This is a genomic window from Streptomyces sp. NPDC107538, assembly GCF_055657445.1.
This window is the reverse complement of the sequence record NZ_JBVKAY010000006.1, coordinates 418,624-438,027: the sequence shown is the minus strand read 5'-3', so window position 1 is coordinate 438,027 and position 19,404 is coordinate 418,624. Positions and strand designations below refer to the sequence as shown.

Annotated in this window: 11 protein-coding genes; 6 read left to right on the top strand and 5 right to left on the bottom strand. The window is 70.9% G+C overall.

What is annotated here, in order from left to right; all coding sequences use genetic code 11:
- Nucleotides 1–81: 81 nt before the first annotated feature.
- Complete coding sequence (gene fusA, locus ACZ7MG_RS23555; protein ID WP_471383136.1) at nucleotides 82–2,157, top strand: elongation factor G; 2,076 nt, start codon at nucleotides 82–84, stop codon at nucleotides 2,155–2,157.
- Nucleotides 2,158–2,324: 167 nt separating this feature from the next.
- On the opposite strand, the gene ACZ7MG_RS23550 is transcribed toward fusA, so the two are convergent.
- Nucleotides 2,325–3,695, bottom strand: coding sequence for a glycoside hydrolase family 43 protein (locus ACZ7MG_RS23550; RefSeq protein WP_471383134.1), 1,371 nt, complete (start codon nucleotides 3,693–3,695; stop codon nucleotides 2,325–2,327).
- A 394-nt stretch (nucleotides 3,696–4,089) separates the two neighbouring features.
- On the opposite strand from ACZ7MG_RS23550, the gene ACZ7MG_RS23545 reads away from it, so the two are divergent.
- The 5 genes from ACZ7MG_RS23545 (at nucleotide 4,090) to ACZ7MG_RS23525 (ending at nucleotide 13,044) form a co-directional block, all read left to right on the top strand.
- Nucleotides 4,090–5,019, top strand: a complete 930-nt coding sequence (locus tag ACZ7MG_RS23545) for a hypothetical protein (protein WP_471383132.1) — start codon at nucleotides 4,090–4,092, stop codon at nucleotides 5,017–5,019.
- Nucleotides 5,020–5,320: 301 nt separating this feature from the next.
- Complete coding sequence (locus ACZ7MG_RS23540) at nucleotides 5,321–5,764, top strand: peptidase inhibitor family I36 protein (RefSeq protein WP_471383131.1); 444 nt, start codon at nucleotides 5,321–5,323, stop codon at nucleotides 5,762–5,764.
- A 207-nt stretch (nucleotides 5,765–5,971) separates the two neighbouring features.
- Nucleotides 5,972–10,069, top strand: coding sequence for an nSTAND1 domain-containing NTPase (locus ACZ7MG_RS23535; RefSeq protein WP_471383989.1), 4,098 nt, complete (start codon nucleotides 5,972–5,974; stop codon nucleotides 10,067–10,069).
- Nucleotides 10,070–10,241: 172 nt separating this feature from the next.
- Nucleotides 10,242–11,132, top strand: a complete 891-nt coding sequence (locus ACZ7MG_RS23530) for an NlpC/P60 family protein (protein WP_471383129.1) — start codon at nucleotides 10,242–10,244, stop codon at nucleotides 11,130–11,132.
- A gap of 244 nt (nucleotides 11,133–11,376) precedes the next feature.
- Nucleotides 11,377–13,044, top strand: a complete 1,668-nt coding sequence (locus ACZ7MG_RS23525; RefSeq protein WP_471383127.1) for an N-6 DNA methylase — start codon at nucleotides 11,377–11,379, stop codon at nucleotides 13,042–13,044.
- Here ACZ7MG_RS23525 and ACZ7MG_RS23520 read toward each other — a convergent pair.
- The 4 genes from ACZ7MG_RS23520 to ACZ7MG_RS23505 form a co-directional block, all read right to left on the bottom strand.
- The gene (locus tag ACZ7MG_RS23520; protein WP_471383125.1) at nucleotides 13,028–15,163 is read right to left on the bottom strand and encodes a UvrD-helicase domain-containing protein; all 2,136 of its coding nucleotides are present in this window, start codon (nucleotides 15,161–15,163) and stop codon (nucleotides 13,028–13,030) included. The genes ACZ7MG_RS23525 and ACZ7MG_RS23520 overlap by 17 nt on opposite strands.
- Nucleotides 15,164–15,203: 40 nt before the next feature.
- Nucleotides 15,204–16,439, bottom strand: coding sequence for an McrC family protein (locus ACZ7MG_RS23515; protein WP_471383124.1), 1,236 nt, complete (start codon nucleotides 16,437–16,439; stop codon nucleotides 15,204–15,206).
- A complete protein-coding gene (locus tag ACZ7MG_RS23510; RefSeq protein ID WP_471383123.1) occupies nucleotides 16,436–18,244 on the bottom strand; it encodes a DUF4357 domain-containing protein in 1,809 nt (602 codons plus the stop codon). The genes ACZ7MG_RS23515 and ACZ7MG_RS23510 overlap by 4 nt, the downstream gene beginning before the upstream one ends.
- Before the next feature lie 96 nt (nucleotides 18,245–18,340).
- Nucleotides 18,341–19,360, bottom strand: a complete 1,020-nt coding sequence (locus tag ACZ7MG_RS23505; protein ID WP_471383121.1) for an EcsC family protein — start codon at nucleotides 19,358–19,360, stop codon at nucleotides 18,341–18,343.
- Between the last annotated feature and the right edge of the window lie 44 nt (nucleotides 19,361–19,404).

Sequence of the window (19,404 nt, the reverse complement as noted above, 5' to 3'; positions counted from 1 at the left end):
CGCCTGACGACGCTCACGTTCCTGACGTCTCGCACGGGAATCGCGCTGCCCTGAAACAGCTCAGCTGAAAGGCCATGGGCCATGCGCAGCAACGTCACCAACATCGCCAACCCTCTGACCGTCGTCCGGAACCTCGGCATCCTCGCGCACGTCGACGCGGGCAAGACCACCGTCACCGAGCGGTTCCTGTACGCCACCGGTACGACGCACAAGCGGGGTGAGGTGCACGACGGCACGACCGTCACCGACTTCGACCCGCAGGAGCGCGACCGCGGCATCACGATCTTCGCGGCGGCGGTCAGCTGTGCCTGGGACGGGCATCGGATCAATCTGATCGACACCCCGGGCCATGTCGACTTCGCCGACGAGGTGGAGCGTTCGCTGCGGGTGCTCGACGGAGCGATCGCGGTGTTCGACGCGGTCGCGGGCGTCGAGCCGCAGAGCGAGTCGGTGTGGCGGCAGGCCGACCGGCACGGCGTACCGCGGATCGCGTTCGTCAACAAGCTGGACCGCGCGGGCGCCGACCTCGACACCGCCGTCGAGTCCATCCGGCAGCGGCTCCATCCGGCGCCGCTGGTGGTGCAGTTGCCGATCGGCGCGGAAGACGGGTTCGTGGGCGTCGTCGACCTGCTGCGGATGCGGACCCTGGTCTGGGCGGACGGCGACGGCACCGCCGCCGAGGGCCCGGTGCCGGACGCCCTGCGCGACGAGGCGCAGCGGCGCCGACGCCGGCTGGAGGAGGCGGTGGCGGAACTGCACCCGGGGGCGCTGGAGGAGTTCTGCGCCGAGTCCACGCTCTCCGGGGCGACCCTGGCCGCCGCGCTGCGCGACCTGACCCGCACGGGCGAGGGCGTGGTCGTGCTGTGCGGCTCGGCCTACCGCAACCGTGGCATCGAACCGCTGCTCGACGCGGTCCTGGCCTATCTGCCCTCGCCGCTGGACGTACCGCCCGTACGCGGTACGCACGACGGTACGGAGCAGGAGCGGGCCGCCGACGACCAAGTGCCCCTCGCGGCCCTGGCGTTCAAGGTGAGCGCCACGGCCACGGGACGGCTGACGTACGTGAGGTTGTACTCGGGGACGATCCGGAAGGGGGACGCCGTGCTGGACGCCGGTACGCGGCGCACCGAGCGGATCGGGCGGATCCTGCGGGTCCGGGCCGACCGGCACGCCGAACTGGACCGGGCCGTGGCCGGGGACATCGTCGCGGTGGTCGGGCTGAAGTCGGCCCGCGCGGGCACGACGCTGTGCGCGCCGGCGGCGCCGCTGCTGCTCGAACCGCCGTCCGTCGCCGACCCGGTGGTGTCGGTGGCCGTCGAGGCGCGCCGGAGCACCGACACCGACCGGCTCGCGACGGCGCTCGCGCGGCTGGCCGAGGAAGACCCGTCGCTGGTCGTGCGGACCGATCCCGAGACCGGTCAGACCCTGTTGTCCGGCATGGGCGAACTGCATCTGGAGGTGGCGGTGGAGAAGATCCGGCAGAGCCAGGGGCTCGACGTCGCCGTCGGCCGCCCCCGTGTCGCGTTCCGCGAGACGGTCGTGCGCGGGGTGTCCGGGCTGGTCTTCCGGCACGTCAAACAGGACGGCGGGGCAGGCCAGTTCGCCCATGTCGTGCTGGACCTGGCACCGCTGGAGGCGGAGGGCGACGGGGCCGCCACGGGCTTCGTGTTCCGCTCGACCGTCGTCGGCGGGCGGGTGCCGCAGGAGTACGTCCGCGCGGTCGAGGCCGGGTGCCGGGACGCGCTCGCCGAGGGGCCGCTCGGCGGTCATCCGGTGACCGGGCTGAGCGTCACCCTGACCGACGGGGCGACCCACTCCAAGGACTCCTCGGAGATGGCGTTCCGTACGGCCGGGCGGCTGGGGCTGCGGGAGGCCATGCGGGTCGGTGTGATGGGGCTGCTGGAGCCCGTCGCCGATGTCACCGTCACCGTGCCCTCGGATGCCGTGGGTGGGGTGCTCGGGGATCTGGCGGCTCGGCGGGGGCGGGTCACGGACTCCGTGACCCGGGGTGGTTCGGTCGTTGTCACCGCGACTGTGCCGTTGGCTGAGCTGTTCGGGTATGCGACGCGGTTGCGTGGGCGGACGCGGGGGCGGGGGACGTTCACTGCGCGGCCGGCCGGGTATGTGTCGGCGCCGGGGGTTGTGCCGGTGCGTTAGGGGATGGTGGGGGTGGGAATTTTTCTCGCCCCCGCCGCCCCTACCCGTCCCATCCTCAAGGGGCTGTGCCCCTTTGACCCCCTGGGTGTGAATTTCGGCGTGCGGTCTGTGGGGGTTCTCGCGCAGTTCCCCGCGCCCCTTTCGGGGCGCGGGGAACTGCTTCGGGCTCAGGCCCAGGGGGTTACCGCTGTGAAGGAGCTGTCGGCTCGGAAGGTGTCTGTGGCCTGGTGGATGTCGAGCCGTAGCTCGTAGTTGTAGTGGCGGATGTAGCGGCCGGGGTAGTTGTACGACTCCAGGCGGACCGAGCCGGAGGTCGTGCCCGGGCGGGCGCAGTACGTGGCGTCCTTGTCGAAGACGGTTGTGCCGTCGTCCGTGGCGAAGCGGATCCGGTAGTCCCAGTGCCGCAGGTAGCGGCCCGAAGTGTCGCGGAAGGAGTAGCAGTTGGCGTCCGCGAGGCCGGGCACGATCGTGAAGGTCGCGCTCTGCTTGACGGCGGTGGTGCTGGACGAGGTCACCGGGTCGGTGTAGCCGAGGCTGTCGGAGCGGACCACGGCGTAGCGGCCCGTGTAGTTGACGGACTGGAGGGAGCGGGTGGTGTTGGTGGGGAGGGTGACCCCGCCGGAGACCGTCTCCTTGAGCACCGTCAGATGGCGTACGAAACCGGTGAGGCCGGGGAGTTCGGTCGGGGTCGACCAGGTGGCGAAGTTGTCGTAGCTGTCGCTGTACCAGTACTTCCCGGCGCCGTAGGCGTCGTAGTAGATCCGCCAGCCGCCGTTGTCGAGCTGGACGAGCGCCGGGCCCTCCATGCCGGAGCCGAAGCCGGCCCAGTTGCCCGTCTTCGTGATGGTGTACGGGCCGGTGAGGCTGGAGGCGGTGCCGTACTCGATGTACTTCGTCGTCTCGTTCTTGGTGAACGCGTGGTACGTGGAGCCGATCTTGACGATGAAGGTGTCGATGTAGTTCGGGCTGATGCCGGAGAGCACGGTCGGGGCGGACCACGCGGTGAGCGCGGAGTTCGTGGCCGTCAGCTTGTACGGCTTGAAGATGTACTCGCCGTCGGCCGCGATGGACGCGGACAGGATGATGTTGACGCTGCCGTTGGTGTCGACGAACCACTCGGGTGCCCAGGCGCGCTGCAGACCGCTGATCGGGACCGTGTAGTCGTACAGGAAGGTCCAGTTGAGGCGGTCGGTGGAGCGGGCGAAGCCGATCGTGGTGGAGAGCGCCGACCAGGTGCGGGTGGTGTAGGTCAGGTAGTAGTAGCCGTCCGTGTGCTTGAAGATGCTGGGGTCGCGGATCAGGCCGGAGGGCGGCGTGTACGCCGGGCCCTTCCGGAGGGTGAAGCCGGTCGCGTCGGGCGAGTCGTAGACGTACATGTTCGACTCGCTGCTGTTGGTGAACGCGGTCATGGTGTACCGCGTCGCCTGTCCGGCCGCCGGGTGGGCGGCTCCGGCCGGAGCGGCGAGGGCGGTGGTCAGGCCCAGCAGGGCGGCCACCGAGGTGAGGAGGGCGAGGACCGCCCTGAGGGTTCTGTTCAACGCTCGTCCCGTCTACGCGTGAACTGCCCTGAGGCGTCGGATGTTGTTCGAAATGTCGGCTCTTGTGCGGAACTTCGGTCAGAAGATAAGAGGGGGGCATGTTCGCGTCAATGGATTGAGCCAGGATTTCTGCGAGACGAGATTCCGCTTTGGGGTCGCTGTGACTCCGCTGTGCTGTCTCCGCGTCCGTCTCCCTTGCCTTCCCTTGCCTTCCCTTGCCGCTCCGGCGTTGCCTCCGCCGTCGCGTTTCCCCAGCTCATCGCCCGTTTCCCGGTCGCCGTGCAGGAGGGCAACAGGAAACCCGTCGACCACGGTGAGCAACCGGGCAACTCTGGATTCGTCAGCGACGGCGAAACCCGGAGACGGGACGGACAGGCCAGAGGAGGTGGAGACCATGAGGCGGGCGCTCAAGGCTCTGTGCGTGGTCATGGCGGCCACCGCGGCCGTCACCACCGGATGCGCCGGCGGGGAAGCGGGCGACGGGGGCCGGGAGCGGGCGGACCGGAAACCGCGTCCCGAGGCGCTGACCTGGCAGCAGGAACTGCGCACCGGCGACGCCCAGCAGCACCTGACCGCCGAGTGCATGCGCCGCCAGGGCTTCATCTACTGGGAGGACCGCACCCTGACCCTCCAGGAGAGCCGCCCGGTGCGCTTCGTCCAGGACGACGTGGCGTGGGCCCGCACCCACGGATACGGCGGGCGGATCGACGCGAAGAGCCAGCGGGCCCGCGAGGACAATCCTCTCGGCGCCTACCGCCAGCGCCTCTCCACGTCCCGGCGCGCCGCGTTCGACACCGCGCTCGACGGTGGCGGCGACGCCCGCGTCCTCACGGCACCGCTGCCGAGCGGCGGGGAGATCCGCAAGCGCAGCGGCGGCTGCATGGAGGAGGCCGAACGCGAGCTCTACGGCGACCCGGCCGAATGGTTCCGGACCAGCAAGATCGCCACGGGGCTCAACGCCCTCTATGGCGAGGACCTGATGAAGGACCCTCAGCTGACCGACCGGCTGAAGGCGTGGGCCCGCTGTATGAAGAAGGCGGGACAGCCCTACGACGACCCCCAGGCGGCCCGGGACGCCGTCCGGGTCGACACCAGCCGGCTGGGCACCGCCCGCGCCGACGAGGCGTTCGCCGTCGAGCGCCGGACCGCCGTCGCGGACGCGACCTGTGCCCGCGAGACCTCCCTCAAGGCCGTGGCCTCGGCCCGGGAGACGTACTACCAGGACCGCCTGCGCGACCGCTTCGGCGAGGACGTCGACACCTACCGGAACCTCGGTCGGCAGGCCTATGACCGGGCGGTGCGCATCGTCCCGGAGCGCGACTGACCACCACGCGCCTCCGGCGCACACACCGACCACGGGGCGCGTGAGGGCGCACATCGGCCGCAGGGCGCCTCCGGGCGCATACCGGCCGCATGGCGCCTCCGGGCGCACACCGACCGCACGGCGCCTCCGGGCGCACACCGACCACCGGTGACGGAGCGACCGCCGGGCCACCGCCCGGCACACCGCCACCGGCGCACCACCCCACGCACCACCCGACGCACCACCGACCAACCGCACCACCGACCAACCGCACCACCACACCACCGACCAGAGCATCACCAAGGAAACGAGGGGAAACACCATGCGCAAGTTCACCGCCACCGCAGCGCTGCTCGGGCTCACCGCCCTGGGCGTTCTCGTACCCGCCGCCACCTCGCAGGCCGCCGTCGCCGGTCCCGGCTGCGACAGCAAGTGGGGCCCGCGCAACGGCAACATGTACGCCTGGCAGGACCTGGACTGCTCCGGCACGCAGCTGATCGTCGCCGCGGGCAACAGCGCCAACTGGGGCGCCGGCTCCAACGACAAGGCCACGTCCGTCATGAACCGCGGCTTCACCGGCGGCCTCGACCACGTCGCGTTCTACGAGCACGACAACTTCGGCGGCGGCCACGCCTGTCTCGCCCCGGGCGAGCTGTACGCCGACAACCTGACCGACAACCGCCTCACCAGCGGTGTGGGAGCGAACGACAGCATCACCTCGCACCGCTGGGTGGCCCGGAGCGCCTGCGGCGCCTTCCTGACCTGATCCCCCCACCGGCACGGACGGCCCGGAACTGACCACCCCGGGCCGCCCGTTCCAGCCCGCGAGCCTCGTACGAACGTCCGGAACCGCGCCACGGTTCCGGACGTTCGTGTTTTCGCCACTCCGGGTGAAAGCCATGGCTGCCCCGACCGCCCCGACAGTAACCTGGGCACCCGCCGTACCACGGCCAGCACTGCCTTGGGGGACACCTTGGGGGACCCGCAGCTCGGAGACGATCCGGACCACCGGGCCGACCGGGAGCGGACCGCGCCGACCACGCGATCCCTCCCCGCACAGCAGTCCTTCCCCGCCCAGCTGAGACGGCTGCGGCGGGAGCGAGGACTGTCGCTCACCGACCTGGCCCACCGGACGCACTACAGCAAGGGCTATCTCAGCAAGATCGAGACCGGTACGAAACGCGCCACCGTCGACGTCGCCCGGCTCTGCGACCAAGTCCTGTGCGCGGAGGGCGAGTTGCTGCGGCTGGTGCAGCAGGCCCCACCCCGCGACGGCGAGGGAGACGGTGGCCGCGGCGCACCCGAGGCCGACACCGTGCCGCGCCCGTCGGGCGGGACATGCCCCTACCGGGGGCTGTCGGCGTTCACCCCGCAGGACGCGGCATGGTTCTTCGGCCGGGAGCGCGCGACGGCCGCCCTGGTGGAGCGGATCTTCGAACGGCTCGGCAGCGGACCGCTGATGCTGGTCGCCCCCTCGGGCGCCGGCAAGTCGTCCCTGCTCAACGCCGGCCTCGTCCCCGCCCTGCGGCGCGGCGACCTCCCGATGCCGGGCGCCGACCGCTGGCCGGTGGTGCTGCTCACCCCCACCTCACGCCCCCTGGACGAGCTGCTGGAGCGCACCGCCAAAGCCCTCGGCGGCGACCTCGGTCTCACCGCGGAGGAGGTCCGCGAGAACCCGGCCGCGCTGCTCGACGCCGTACACGCGAGAACCGTGGACGCGACGGCCGTGGACGCGAGGGTTGTGGACGCGAGGGCCGAGGACGTGAGAGCCGTGGACGCGACGGCCGTACCGGCGGCGGCCCAGCCCGCGACGGCCGCGACGGCCGTTCCGGCGGCCCAGCCCGCGACGCCCGTGCACGCGAGGTCGGACGACCTGCCGACCGCCGCCGGGGACCGTGAACCCCCGCCTCCCCGGCCCGTCCTGATCGTGGACCAGTTCGAGGAACTGTTCACCCTCTGCTCCGACGACGAGGAACGGCGCGCCTTCGTCCGGGTGTTGCGCGCCCTGGCGACCGCCGGACCGGAACCGGACACACGCCCCCCGGCCGTCGTGGTCCTCGGCGTGCGCGCCGACTTCACCGGCAGCTGTCTGGGCCTGCCCGAGCTGACCCCCGTCCTCACCGACGGCCTGTTCGTCCTCGCTCCGATGTCCGTGACGGAGCTGCGGGAGGCGATCACCCGCCCCGCCGAACTCGCCGGTGTCACCCTCGAACCCGGCCTCCTCCCCCTCCTCCTGCGCGACGCCGGACTGCGCGACGAACCGGCGACACCCGTCCCGGACACCGCCCGGCCCACCGGGGTCGGCGCCCACGAGACACCGTCCGGCGCGCTCCCCCTGGTCTCCCACGCGCTGCTCGCGACCTGGCAGCGCCGCACGGACGCCGCGCTCCTGACGGTCGACGGGTACGAACGGGCCGGCGGCATACAGGGCGCCATCGCCCGCACCGCCGAGACCGTGTTCGCCCGGCTGTACCCGGCCGAGCAGAAGACGATCCGCCGCATCCTGTCCCGGCTGGTGCTCGTCGCGGACGGCGCCGGCGCGACCCGCCGCCGGATGAGCCGGGCCGCCCTGATGGAACAGCTCGGCGACGCGGACGGCACGGCCGCCGCCCTCGACGCCTTCGTCCGGGCCCGGCTCATCACCCTGGACAGCGACACGGTCCAGATCACCCACGAGGCCCTGCTGCACGCCTGGCCGCGGCTGCGCGACTGGATCCACGCCGACCGCGCCGGCCTCCTCCTCCACCAGCAACTCGCCCACGCGGCGGCCGAATGGGGGCGCGAGGACCGCGACCCGTCCGCCCTCTACCGGGGCACCCGCCTGGACACCGTACGTACCTGGGCCGACGAGTCGGACGGCTGGAGCCGCCTCGGGCCCGGCGAGGAGGCCTTCCTGAGAGCGAGTCAGGCCGAGGAGGACGGCCGCCGCAGACAGGCCGGACGCCAGGTCAGGCTGCGGCAGTCCATGCTCGCCACGCTCGCCGTCCTGCTCGGCCTCGCCGTCACCGCCGGCGGCCTCGCCTACCAGCAGCGGGAGGGCGCCCGCGCACAGGAACGGGCCGCCCGCTCCCAGGCCCTCGCCGTGCGCTCCGCGTCCCTCGCCGGGGGCCAGCCGGAGGCGTCGATGCTGCTCGCCGGGGAGGCCTACCGGGCCGACACCACCGCCGAGGCGCGCGGCGCCCTGCTCTCCACCCAGTCCCAGCCCTTCTCCGCCCGGCTCGACGGCTACCGGGGGCCGGTCAACGCGGTGGCCTTCGCACCGGACGACCAAACCCTCGCGACGGCCAGCTCCGACGGCACCGTCACCCTGCGCGCCACGGGCGGCGACCACCGGACACTCGCCACCTTCAGCGTCCCCGGCCGCGTCCGCTCGGTCGCCTTCAGCCCCGACGGCCGTACGCTCGCGGCCACTTCGACGGACGGGCCCGTCACCCTCTGGGACATCACCGCCCGCCGCCGGACGGCCCTCCTGTCCGCCGACACCCAGGGCGCCCGCGCCGTGGCCTTCGACCCGCGCGGCGGAGCGCTCGCCGTGGCCACCCCCGACGGCCCGGTCCAGCTCTGGGACACCGGGCGCACACCCCGGCGCACCGCCTCCCTCACGGGCCACAAGGGCACGCTCCACGCGCTGGCGTACGCACCCGACGGCCGCACCCTCGTCTCCGCCGGCGCCGACCGGACCGTACGGCTCTGGAACACCGACCGCGCCCGGCGGCTCACCGTGCTCAAGGGCCACACCGACGAAGTCCTGGGCGTCGCGTTCTCCCCGGACGGGCGGCAGGTCGTCTCCGGCGGCGTCGACCGGACCGTACGCGTGTGGGACGTGCGCGAGCGGCGGGTGACCGCGACGTTCACCGGCAGCAGCGACGACATCAACGCCGTCGCCTACACCCCCGACGGCGCCACGGTGATAGGGGCGGTCGGTGACGGCACGACCCGGCTCTGGGACGTGCGCGGCGGCCGGCAGACCGCCATACTCGCCGGACACACCGACTACGTCATGGGGGTCGCCGTCACCTCCGACGGCGCCCTGCTGGCCACGGCCGGCTTCGACCAGTCCGTCGTCCTGTGGGAGCTGGGCGGCCCGGTGCTGACGGCACGTCCGTTCACGGAGGTCTGGCAGGCGGTGTACAGCCCCGACGGGTCGCTGCTGGCCACCGCCGACACCGACCACACCGTCCGCCTCTGGGACGCCCGCGACCACCGGCTCCTCAAGCGGCTCACCGGCCACACCGAGACGGTCTTCTCGGTCGCCTTCGCGCCGGACGGCGACACGCTCGCCTCGGCGGGTTCGGACGGCACGATCCGCCTCTGGGACGTGGCCGCGCGCAAGCACCTGGCCACGCTCACCGGCCACACCGGCGAGGTCTTCTCGGTGGCCTTCGCCCCCGACGGCAGGACCCTCGCCTCGGCCGGCGCCGACCGTACGGTCCGCCTCTGGGACCTCGCCTCACGGCACGGCGTCGCCACCTTCGAGGGCCACGAGGACTACGCCAACGCCGTCGCGTTCAGCCCCGACGGCCGCACCCTGGCGAGCGCCGGCGACGACCTGACCGTACGGCTCTGGGACGTCCGTTCGCACCGCGCCCTGGCCGAACTGACCGGCCACACGGGCGCGGTGCGGGGCGTCGCCTTCTCACCCGACGGCCGCACCCTCGCCAGCAGCGGCAACGACGGCACCGTCCGCCTCTGGGACGTCCGCGCGCGGCGCTTCGAGACCGCGCTGACCGGCCACACCGGCTCCACCCGGGGCATCGCCTTCTCCCCGGACGGCCGCATGCTCGCCAGCAGCGGCAACGACCGTACGGTCCGGCTCTGGGACCTCACCACCCGGCGCCCGTGGGCGACCCTGACCGGCCACACCAACGCCGTGTGGGGCGTGGACTTCGCCCCCGACGGCCGGACCGTCGCCAGCAGCAGCACCGACGGCACGGTACGGCTGTGGGACCTCGACCCCGGCGCCAGGCTGGCGGAGATCTGCCGGCTGAGCGCCGGGATAGGCCCCGACGAACGCGACACCCTGCTCCCCGGGGTTCCGGTGTCGGCGGAACCGGCGTGCGCGAGCACGTGACTTCCCTGCTCGGACGGGGTTTCCCAGGGTGTTTCCCGGTTGCCCGTTCGAGTGGGGCGACGCCTGGACCTCGACGCACGGGCCGCGCCACCAGCAGGCTGCGACACGACCGCACCAACGCTCCATCCATCGACCGCTCGATCCACTCAAGACAGGAAACGGGGGTCCCGGCATGGTGAGCCGGACCGCACTCATCCGCACACTGATCACATTCCTCGCTGTCCTCTTCTGGGCGCCGCTGTCTGTGGCGGCCACCGCGCAGGCGGCACCGGCCGCACCGGCCGCACCGGCCGCCGACTGCCGCGCCCTCGCGCCCGGCGCGTCGGCCGCCGCCGAACGGGCCATCGCCGCCGCGTGCGCCGAGGTCGCGGCGGGCACCTGGTACACCTGGGGCGGTGGCCACGGCGCCCAGCCCGGCGCCACGTACGGACAGGTCGACCCCACCGACCCGGCCAGTGAACACGACCCCGAGCGGCGGGGCTTCGACTGCTCCGGCCTGGTCCGCCACGCCTACGCGCAGGCCGTCGGCTCGGACATCCTCGACGGGGTGGCCAGCCAGCAGTACTACACACACCGCGCCGCCGCCCGCTTCACCGCCGCCCAGGGCCTCGCCCCGCTCCTGCCGGGCGACCTCCTGGCCTACGGCACCTCGGACAACCTGCACCACATCGCCATCTACCTCGGCGCGGGCAAGATGGTCGAGGCCAAGCAGTCCGGCACCAAGCTGATGGTGAGCGACGTCCGCCTGGGCGGCAGCTACTTCGGCGCGGTCCGCGTCAACACCGGCCAGGTCACCGGCAACATCCACCAGACCTGGGGCACCGGCGTCTGGACCAAGGCCGAGCCCCGCCTCGCGGCCCGCCGCGTCTACGCCTTCCCGTACTCCACCACCATCCGCGTCCACTGCCAGAAGCACGCGGAGTGGGTCTCCTCCGAGGGCTACGAGAACGACGTCTGGTCCTACCTGCCCGACTACAAGGCCTGGGTCACCAACATCTACATCAAGGGCCCGGCGTGGCTGGCCGGCGTACCCGACTGCAAGGACAACCCGCCCCCGGCGTGACGCCCGCACAGTGACGCTTCCCGCACGGTGAACACATCCGCACCATGAACGCCGCTCGCGCCGGTGACCGCCAGGGGGACGGTCGCCGGCGCGGGTGCCTCTCCTGCTCCCCGAACGCGTTCTCGTAAAACTCCGGTGAGGGCCCATTCACAGTGCGTGTGCGATTGAGCGGCCGTGTCTCGTTGACGCCGTCAACGATACCTTTCATTGATGGCATCTGACTGCACTGTGTACGGTGGCAGGTATGTCAGACACCCCTGCGGCTCCCGTCAACGCACTGGTCACGGGCGCTGAGATCGCCAGGCTCGCAGGCGTCACCCGTGCCGCCGTATCGAATTGGAGGCGGCGGTACGACGACTTCCCCGCGCCTGCGGGTGGTGGAGTCAACAGCCCGCTGTTCGACCTGGCCGAGGTGCAGGCCTGGCTGGACAGCCAGCGCAAGGGGCAGCACGTGTCGGCGGAGGTCCAGCTGTGGCAGGCGCTGCGTGGGGCGTACGGAGACGAGATGGTCGGGGCGCTCGCCGACGTCGCCCAGCTCCTCGCCCACGCCGACGCGGAGGGGCCGACCGGGCTGCCGGATGAGGCCGTCCGGTTGGCGCGGGAACTGGCAGTGCAGGGATCGGCCGCCGAGGTGGTCGACGCTCTTGCCGAACGCTTCACCGACTCGGTGCGCAGGGCCGGATCGGATCAGGTCACGTCACCGCGCGTGGTCCGTGCCGTGCGGCACTGCGCCGGTGAGGTGACGGCGGACGCCACCCTTTTCGACCCGGCCTGCGGTATCGGTACACTGCTGTTGGCCGTCGGACCGGAGCGCGGACCGAGGCGGTACGGCCAGGAGTCCGACGCCCGCAGCGCCTCCTTCGCCCAATTGCGCGTCGACCTGACCGGACGCGGCGGGGTCGACATCGTCACCGGTGACTCCCTCCGTGACGACCGCTGGACGGATCTCAAGGCCGATCTCGTCATCTGTGACCCGCCGGTCGGTGACACGGACTGGGGCCGTGAGGAACTGCTGCTCGACTCGCGCTGGGAGCTCGGCACCCCCTCACGAGCTGAAGGTGAACTCGCCTGGCTGCAGCACGCCTACGCGCACACCGCGCCCGGTGGTCGCGTTCTGATGGTCATGCCGGCCTCGGTGGCCTACCGCAAGGCCGGCCGCCGCATCCGCGCCGAGCTCGTACGGCGCGGCATTCTCACCCGGATCACCGCCCTTGCGCCCGGCAGCGCTTCCTCGCACGCACTGCCGGTTCACCTGTGGCACCTGCGTCGCCCGCGAGCCTTGGGGGACACCGGTGGGACGGTCCGCATGGTCGACCTGACCGCGAACGATCCCGACGGCCTTCTGGAACCAGGGCCCGGCCAGGCTGCGGACGTGCCGCTGATCGACCTGCTGGACGACACGGTGGACCTCACCCCCGGCCGTCATGTCGAGGAGTCGCATCGTAACTACGTGACCGAATACGAGAACCTGCGACGGGAGTTGACGGAACAGCTACGGTTGCTGGCCGAGCTGCTGCCGACGCTGGCAGCGGGGGAGGAGCCCGGCGTCCTGGACGGCCCCTCCGTCAGCGTCGCCGACCTCGCACGCGCCGGACTCGTCGAGTACGGCGGCCCGGAACGTCCCGAGCCGGTCTCCGTCAGTGAGCACCTTGACACCGACTACCTGCAGGGTTTTCTGCGCAGCGCGGTGAACACCCGGCGCTCGACGAGCGCGAGTGGCACCTTCCGACTCGATGGCAAGGGCGCCCGTGTCCCACAGATGGACATCGCCCAACAACGCAGGTTCGGAGCCGCCTTCCGAGCCCTCCAGGAGTTCGAGGAGCGGTCGCGGCGGGTGACCGAGCTGAGCCGGGAGGCGGCGGCGCTGGCACGGGACGGGTTGGGCAACGGCGCTCTCACCCCGCGGGGTTGAGGAACGGACTGCCGACCCCGCTCCAGGAGACAGCCAGTGCTTCCCGCGCTCGCGTACACGCCACGAAGAGCAGGCACCGCTCCCGCAGCAGATCCGAATCGTGCTGCAACGCGTCCACGGAAGCGGGTGTCACCTCGCGGGCGAACGGAACGGCACTTGCGGTCACCCCCAGGACGGCGACACAGCGGAACTCCAATCCCTTCATGGCGTGCATCGTGGCAAGCCGTACACCCTCCACGCCCGGTCCGGGGTCGTCCCGGACCCGGACCACCGGCACCCGGGACGCGGCGAGCTTGTCGTGGACCTTGTCGAGGAGGACGTTGAAACGGGCGCACACGCCGATCTCGGACGGTCGGACGCCCTGCGAGATCCATGCCTGGACACGGTCGACGAGGGCCGCGACCTCCGCCTGCTCGGAGCCGTGCCCGTCGGTGTGCGGTCGGTGGCCGTGCAGCAGTGAGCGGTAGCCGGCGAGGCTGTCGCTGCCGTCGCCGCCCAGGTCGTCGATGGTCACCGGGCTGAGAATGCCGGTCGACCAGGCGAGGATCTCTTCCGTGCTGCGGTAGTTGATGCGGAGGCGATGGGCGCGCCCGGTCACCCGGATGCCCAGCGAACCGAGCGACACCTTCGAGTCGTAGATGCGTTGATGGGGGTCGCCCGTGAGGAACAGATCGTCAGGGCCGGGTGCCACCGCGCCACGCAGCACTCGCCACTGGGCGGGGTGCAGGTCCTGCGCCTCGTCGACCACGACGTGGTCATGGGTGGGAGCCGAGCCGCTCAACAGGTCTGCCGCACGCGAGCACACCCCCAGATATGTCGTGGCGCGCTGCTCGCGCAGCATCGACTCGAACAGTTGGACGGCGGGCCAGAGCAGGGCCCGACGCGCGGACGGCAGCGCGCTGCCGCGACCGCGCCGGGAGGCGGCCCGGTAGGCGTCCAGGGTTCGCAGGTCCTGAGCAAGGACGACGTGCCGGTATTCCTGGGCCAGGAACTGTTCGGTCCACGGAAGGCCGAGTTTCTTGACGACGCGTTCCCACAGCTGCCGTTCCTCCCGGTCGTTGACGGGAGAAGGAGCCCTTCCGTCGTGGCGGGTCACCACACCGTGCGCGTAGGCGTTGACCGTGGTCACGTCCACCCGGTCGAGCAGCGAGACGTCGCCGTCGAGGAGCAGCGACAGGTTCTCGCGCAGGGAGGAGGCCAGCGCGTTGGTGAAGGTGGTGAGCAGGACGCGGGCGTCGGGAGAACGGGCGAGGAGGTGTTTGACCCGGTGCAGTGCCGCGACCGTCTTGCCCGTGCCCGGACCACCGGTCACCTGGACCGGCCCGCCGTACGACACCCGGTACGCGACTCGGCGCTGCGACGGGTGCAGGAACACCCGCCAGGCCGCGAACGGCTTCTCCAGGATGTCGGAGAGTTCCTGCGGGCCGGTGACCAGGGTGATGCGGCTGGTGGTGTTGGCGATGGCGACGGCGAGGCTCTCGTCCGGGTCGGGACCGGCGTCGACCGGTCGCCGCACGGCCACCACGTCCCGGTACACGTCTTCGGCGCTGAACCCCTCCGCGAGATACTGCAGCGCCTCGAACTGGTCCTCGGGCAGCAGCGTGCCGAACGCCTCCAGCTGCGCTTTGTCGACGATGGTTCGTACAGCCCTCATGACCTGGTCGTCGATGCCCAGCTCACGCAGCACGGTGTCGGAGTACTTCGCGAACAGCAGTGAGGGCGCGGCGGCCGCCGCCTTCTCCAGCGCCGGGGTGAGCTGCTCGATGGCGGCCACGTTGCGGACTTCCAGGGCCCGCGTCGCGGAGTTCGTCGTGTACAGGCGCTTGGCCGCCCATGTGTATGCGTCGTCATGCCGGACGACGTTGACCAGCAGGAAGACATCGCTGCCGTCGTCGGGGGCGAGGACCACGCCCCGCCAGAAGTCGTTGACGCGGATCGTCCGCATGCGCCGATCGCGGGCGTTCTCCACGGATTCCAGGTGCAGTCCCTTGTCCGCGTGCAGTTCGGCCACAGTGAGCTGCTGGAACTTCTGCATCGCCTTGCGTACGCCGGCCCTGACGGGCTTTTCCAGAAGGTCGTAGCTCTCCCAGAAACTGTTGGCGAACGCGAGCTGCGGCACGAGGTGAACTCCCCACCCTGGACGGACACTCCGCAGTCGATCATACGCGCGGTGTGTTCACCAGTCGGAGTGCGATCCGCTCGATGTCCGTGAGTACACCGGCAGGCTCCTGGTCCAGGTCGAGCGCGTGTTGATGGATGACGATGCCGGCGTGCCGCACGGTGTGGGCCGCGTGCGCGGCGTTGCCCTTCGCATACACGAGGTGTCCCTCACGCAGTCCCAGCGCGGTGCAGTACGCCAGCATCTGGTAGAGGTCGTCGCCGGGATAACCGGCGCGTTTCTCCGCCTTGTACTTGGCGTCCACGACGGCACACGGGATGCCGTCCGGCCCGTACAGCACGAAGTCGGGTTTCATGCGGATCGCGGCTGCCTCGTCGAGGTGGTGCGGGTCCTGGAGCCGGGCCGTGTGTCCGGTGCCGCGACAGGCGTCCCGCAGCGCGACGGTCACGAAGTCCTCGAAGAGCTTGTTCATGTCGAACAGGAACCCGTCGACGCGCAGCCCCCCGGGCGCGTGCTCGGCGGAGAAGCCGTCCAGGACCGCGCGGGCGAGGTGCAGTGCAGGGTGGTACCGGGTGTTGAGGCGGGTAGGCTGCCAATCGGGGATCGGCTGCCCACGCACGATCGCGGTCACGTCGGCCAACCGGCCGCGCTGGTGCAGCAGTCTGCGGCGTACCTCGTGCGGGACGCCGGGCAGCCGCAGGAGACGCTCTACGGCTGTACGTAGGATGCGGTTCTCCGCGATGTCGGTGGTGAACTCGTCGTACGCCACCTCCACCGGCAGTCTCGCCCCGAAGCGACGCCGTATCTGCTCGGCCTCGCGGAGCCGTCCGCGGATGACGAGAGCGGTCGCTTCCGTCGCCTGGTACCCCTGCAGCAGTCCTCGCCGCAGCGACCGGTCGACCTGCCGCTCCACAGCGTGGGCGAGCGCGGGCACCAGATCGCGGTGCTCGGCGACCTCGACCTCCCCGTCCCGCCAACTGCCCTTGCGATCGAGGCTGTAGCCCAGCAGGAAGAAGAGACGGACGATGGGCACCTTGGGCGTGACGCGCACGGTGAGGGGCGCGCCACCCGGGACGGTGACCGTCACTGCCCCGACCTTGCTGCCCGCCCGCAGCGACCAGTGCGCGGGTGAGTACGGGTCGCGGGTCGCCTCCACGATCTCGGCGTCGGCCAGCGCCCGACCGACGGGGTCGGGGAGGGCACGGCGGACGGCCGGCGCGTGCTCCACCAGCTCGACGGGCGCCACGGAGTTCACGGATTCCGCGATGGAGGTCACCCCAGCGACTCCCGCAGCGCGGCCAGGCCGTACCGCTTCTCGATGTCCAGGCCCTCCCCGTAGTGGTGTTCTTCGAGCAGCGGCAGGATCTTCGTCCGCCAGGTCCGCTCCAGACCACCCTCCCGGTAGACACCCTTCTTCATCAGATAGGACGGCCCTATACGGAAGTCCGCGTCGTCGATACGGGAGTTGAGTACGTCGAGCAGGTCGGCGGGCTCGGTGTCCCTGCCCTCCTTCTCCAGCCAGCGGCGCAGCAGCCCGCTTGTCGGTTCGGTACGCGGTGACAACTCCACGAACGCGAACCGGCGCCGCATCGCCGCATCCACGAGGGCGATCGAGCGGTCGGCGGTGTTCATCGTGCCGATGACGAACAGGTTCGGCGGCAGGGCGAAGTCGTCGCCGGAGTACGTCAGCCGCACCGACTTGTTGCGGTACTCCAGCAGGAAGTACAGCTCACCGAAGACCTTCGCCAGGTTGGCGCGGTTGATCTCGTCGATGATCAGGAAGTGCGGGATGTGCCGGTTGCCCTCGCGGGAGGCGAGGTCGGCGAGTCCGCGCAGTGGCCCGGCGGTGAGACGGAACGCGACCTCCCTCGTCTGCGAGTCCTCCTGCGGCCGGAACCCCTCGAAGAAGTCCTCATAGGCGTACGAGGGATGGAACTGCACGAGCTTGACCTGCTCGGGCCCGCCGCCGAGGAACTCGGCCAGCTTCAGCGCCAGATACGTCTTGCCGGTGCCCGGCGGCCCGTACAGCACCAACTGCCGCTCGTCCCACAGCAGGTCGCGCACCTCGCGCAGCCACTCCGTCTCGTGCACGAGAAGTTCATCGGCCAGCTCGTCCGTCGGCTCGGGCAGCTCCAGCTCACGCCGGGCGGTGAGTGCCGGGATCTCCAGGCTGGGGTCCCGCTCTATGGCCTCCGCCTCCTCGACCAGTTCCTCGTCGGTCAGGCCAAGGCCTTCGATGTGGGCCTGAACCGTGGTGAGGTCGACGACGTCATGCTGGACGGACAGCTTCTGCTGGAGCTCTTCCGGAAGTTCGTCGTAGGAGTGCCCCGTCGGCTGCCACTCCACGGGCCGCCGCAGATTGGACCGCCGGTCGTCCGACTGGGTCTGCTCCGGCTCGCCGGTGATCTCACCGACGTACAGGTGACCGCCGGAGATCGTGCACACCGTGTCGCCCGGCTTCATCCGGGACAGGAAGGCGTGCACGTCCTCGACGAGTTGCTGCTGCTGGCTGTATGTCGCCGTGGACTCGTAGTCCTCCTGGACCAGGGTGCGCAACTCGTCCTTGCCGATGCCCTGCCGGAGGCCCTGGCGCAGACGGGACGCGGCAAGGGTGACGAGGCCCTCCGGGATCCAGAGGCGCTTGACCAGGTCGAGCCCGGTGACGTTCGAGCCGCGCACCAGCCACGGCCGGTTGGGGACGGCCGACGACTGTCCGAGAAACTCGATGAGCGAGCGGCCGTCGGCGGACTTCCACACCCCCCACCCGTTGACACTGCATCCCATGAGGATTTCCGCGGCTGCCGACGGCGAGGTGCACTCGATGTCCGACACGGTCTCCAGACAACCGGCCCAACGGTCGGACCTGCGGATCACCCCTGTGTCGATCAGCTGCTGCCGCGTGTAGTACGACGGTGGTCTCCGCGCGGCGAACGACGGAACGATGTTGGCACGGACCGGGGAACCCGCCAGTACGACGAACTTCCGGCTTCCCTTCGCGCCCTTTTCCGCCAGCAGCCGCCCCCGGGCCACCATCCTGCCGTTCGGCAACCTCAGCCGGAACTCCGGATATTCGTCGCCCATACAAATCCCCCTCGACACCCACCGTTCCGATCTTGCCTGCAGCGTACTGGGAGGGTCTGACAGTGATGCTGATACTCAGGTTCCGGCGACCGTCACCTACGTGGGGTCGGTCGGGGTGTCGTCGTCCTGGTCGGTCACCAGTGCGGCCGGCAGTGGCATGATCCCGTACTTGTCACACAGGAATCGGGTCTGGCAGTACCGCTGGGCTTCGGTGGCCACCCTGCCGAGGACAGCGGCATTCATGCCGGCACCGATGAGGACGCCCACGAACGGCACGACCTTGGCGACGTTCTGAACCGGCACTCTGGAGCCGGCCGGGCCGAGCTGCTGCATCAGTTTCTCAATGCCGGCCAGGAGGCGGTGGTCCTGTCGGAGCTTGCTCGACCACCTCACGCGTCCCTTGATCGCGTGCGCTGCCTGTGCGGTCTCTCGCAGCGGCTTGGCCTTGGCCGCCTGTGCCATGAACGACCGGTGTACCAGGCGTTGGATGAAGAGCTGCTCAGCGGGGTCTTTGGCGTCGTAGCCGTAGGAGTACGCGATGCGCGAGGCGATCGACGTGCTCAGGACCTGGACGACGAGGATGTCCGCTGTCATCGCGACGGGTATACCGGCGACGGGGACCAGGGCCAGCAGACCCATGGCGCCACCTTCGAACCCGCCGGCGATCCGCCACCTGAGGGTGTTGCGGGTCAGCAGCCGGTCGCAGACCTTGAGGTCCTGCTCCCGCAGTTCGGCGAAGCTGTCGAGTTCGAGGCCCTGCTTGCGGGCGAGCTTCACGACGCTCTTGGGGTCGTTGAGGTCCATGGCCAGGTCGTTGACCAGTTCGAGCAACGCTGCCGCGCCCGCGAGCGCCGGGCGCAGGGCCGTGTCCGCGACCGCGTCACCCGCGCGACGGATCGGTTCCGTGACCGCATCCGGCACAGCGTCCGTCACCCGTCTCGCCGCATTTCCCGCGACCTCACCGGCGCGACCGAGCGCGTTGCTCGCCCAACTGGGCAGACCGCGACGGTTGTTGCGGCGCTCCCAGTGCTCGTTGAGCGTGTCCCATACCTGCTCCTCGTACGCGCTCATCGGGGTGGCGTCGTCGTCGACGAGCGGGTCGGTGTAGGTGCTCATTGGAGTTCTCCATCAGCGGTCGGACTTCGTGAAGGGCAGCGGGG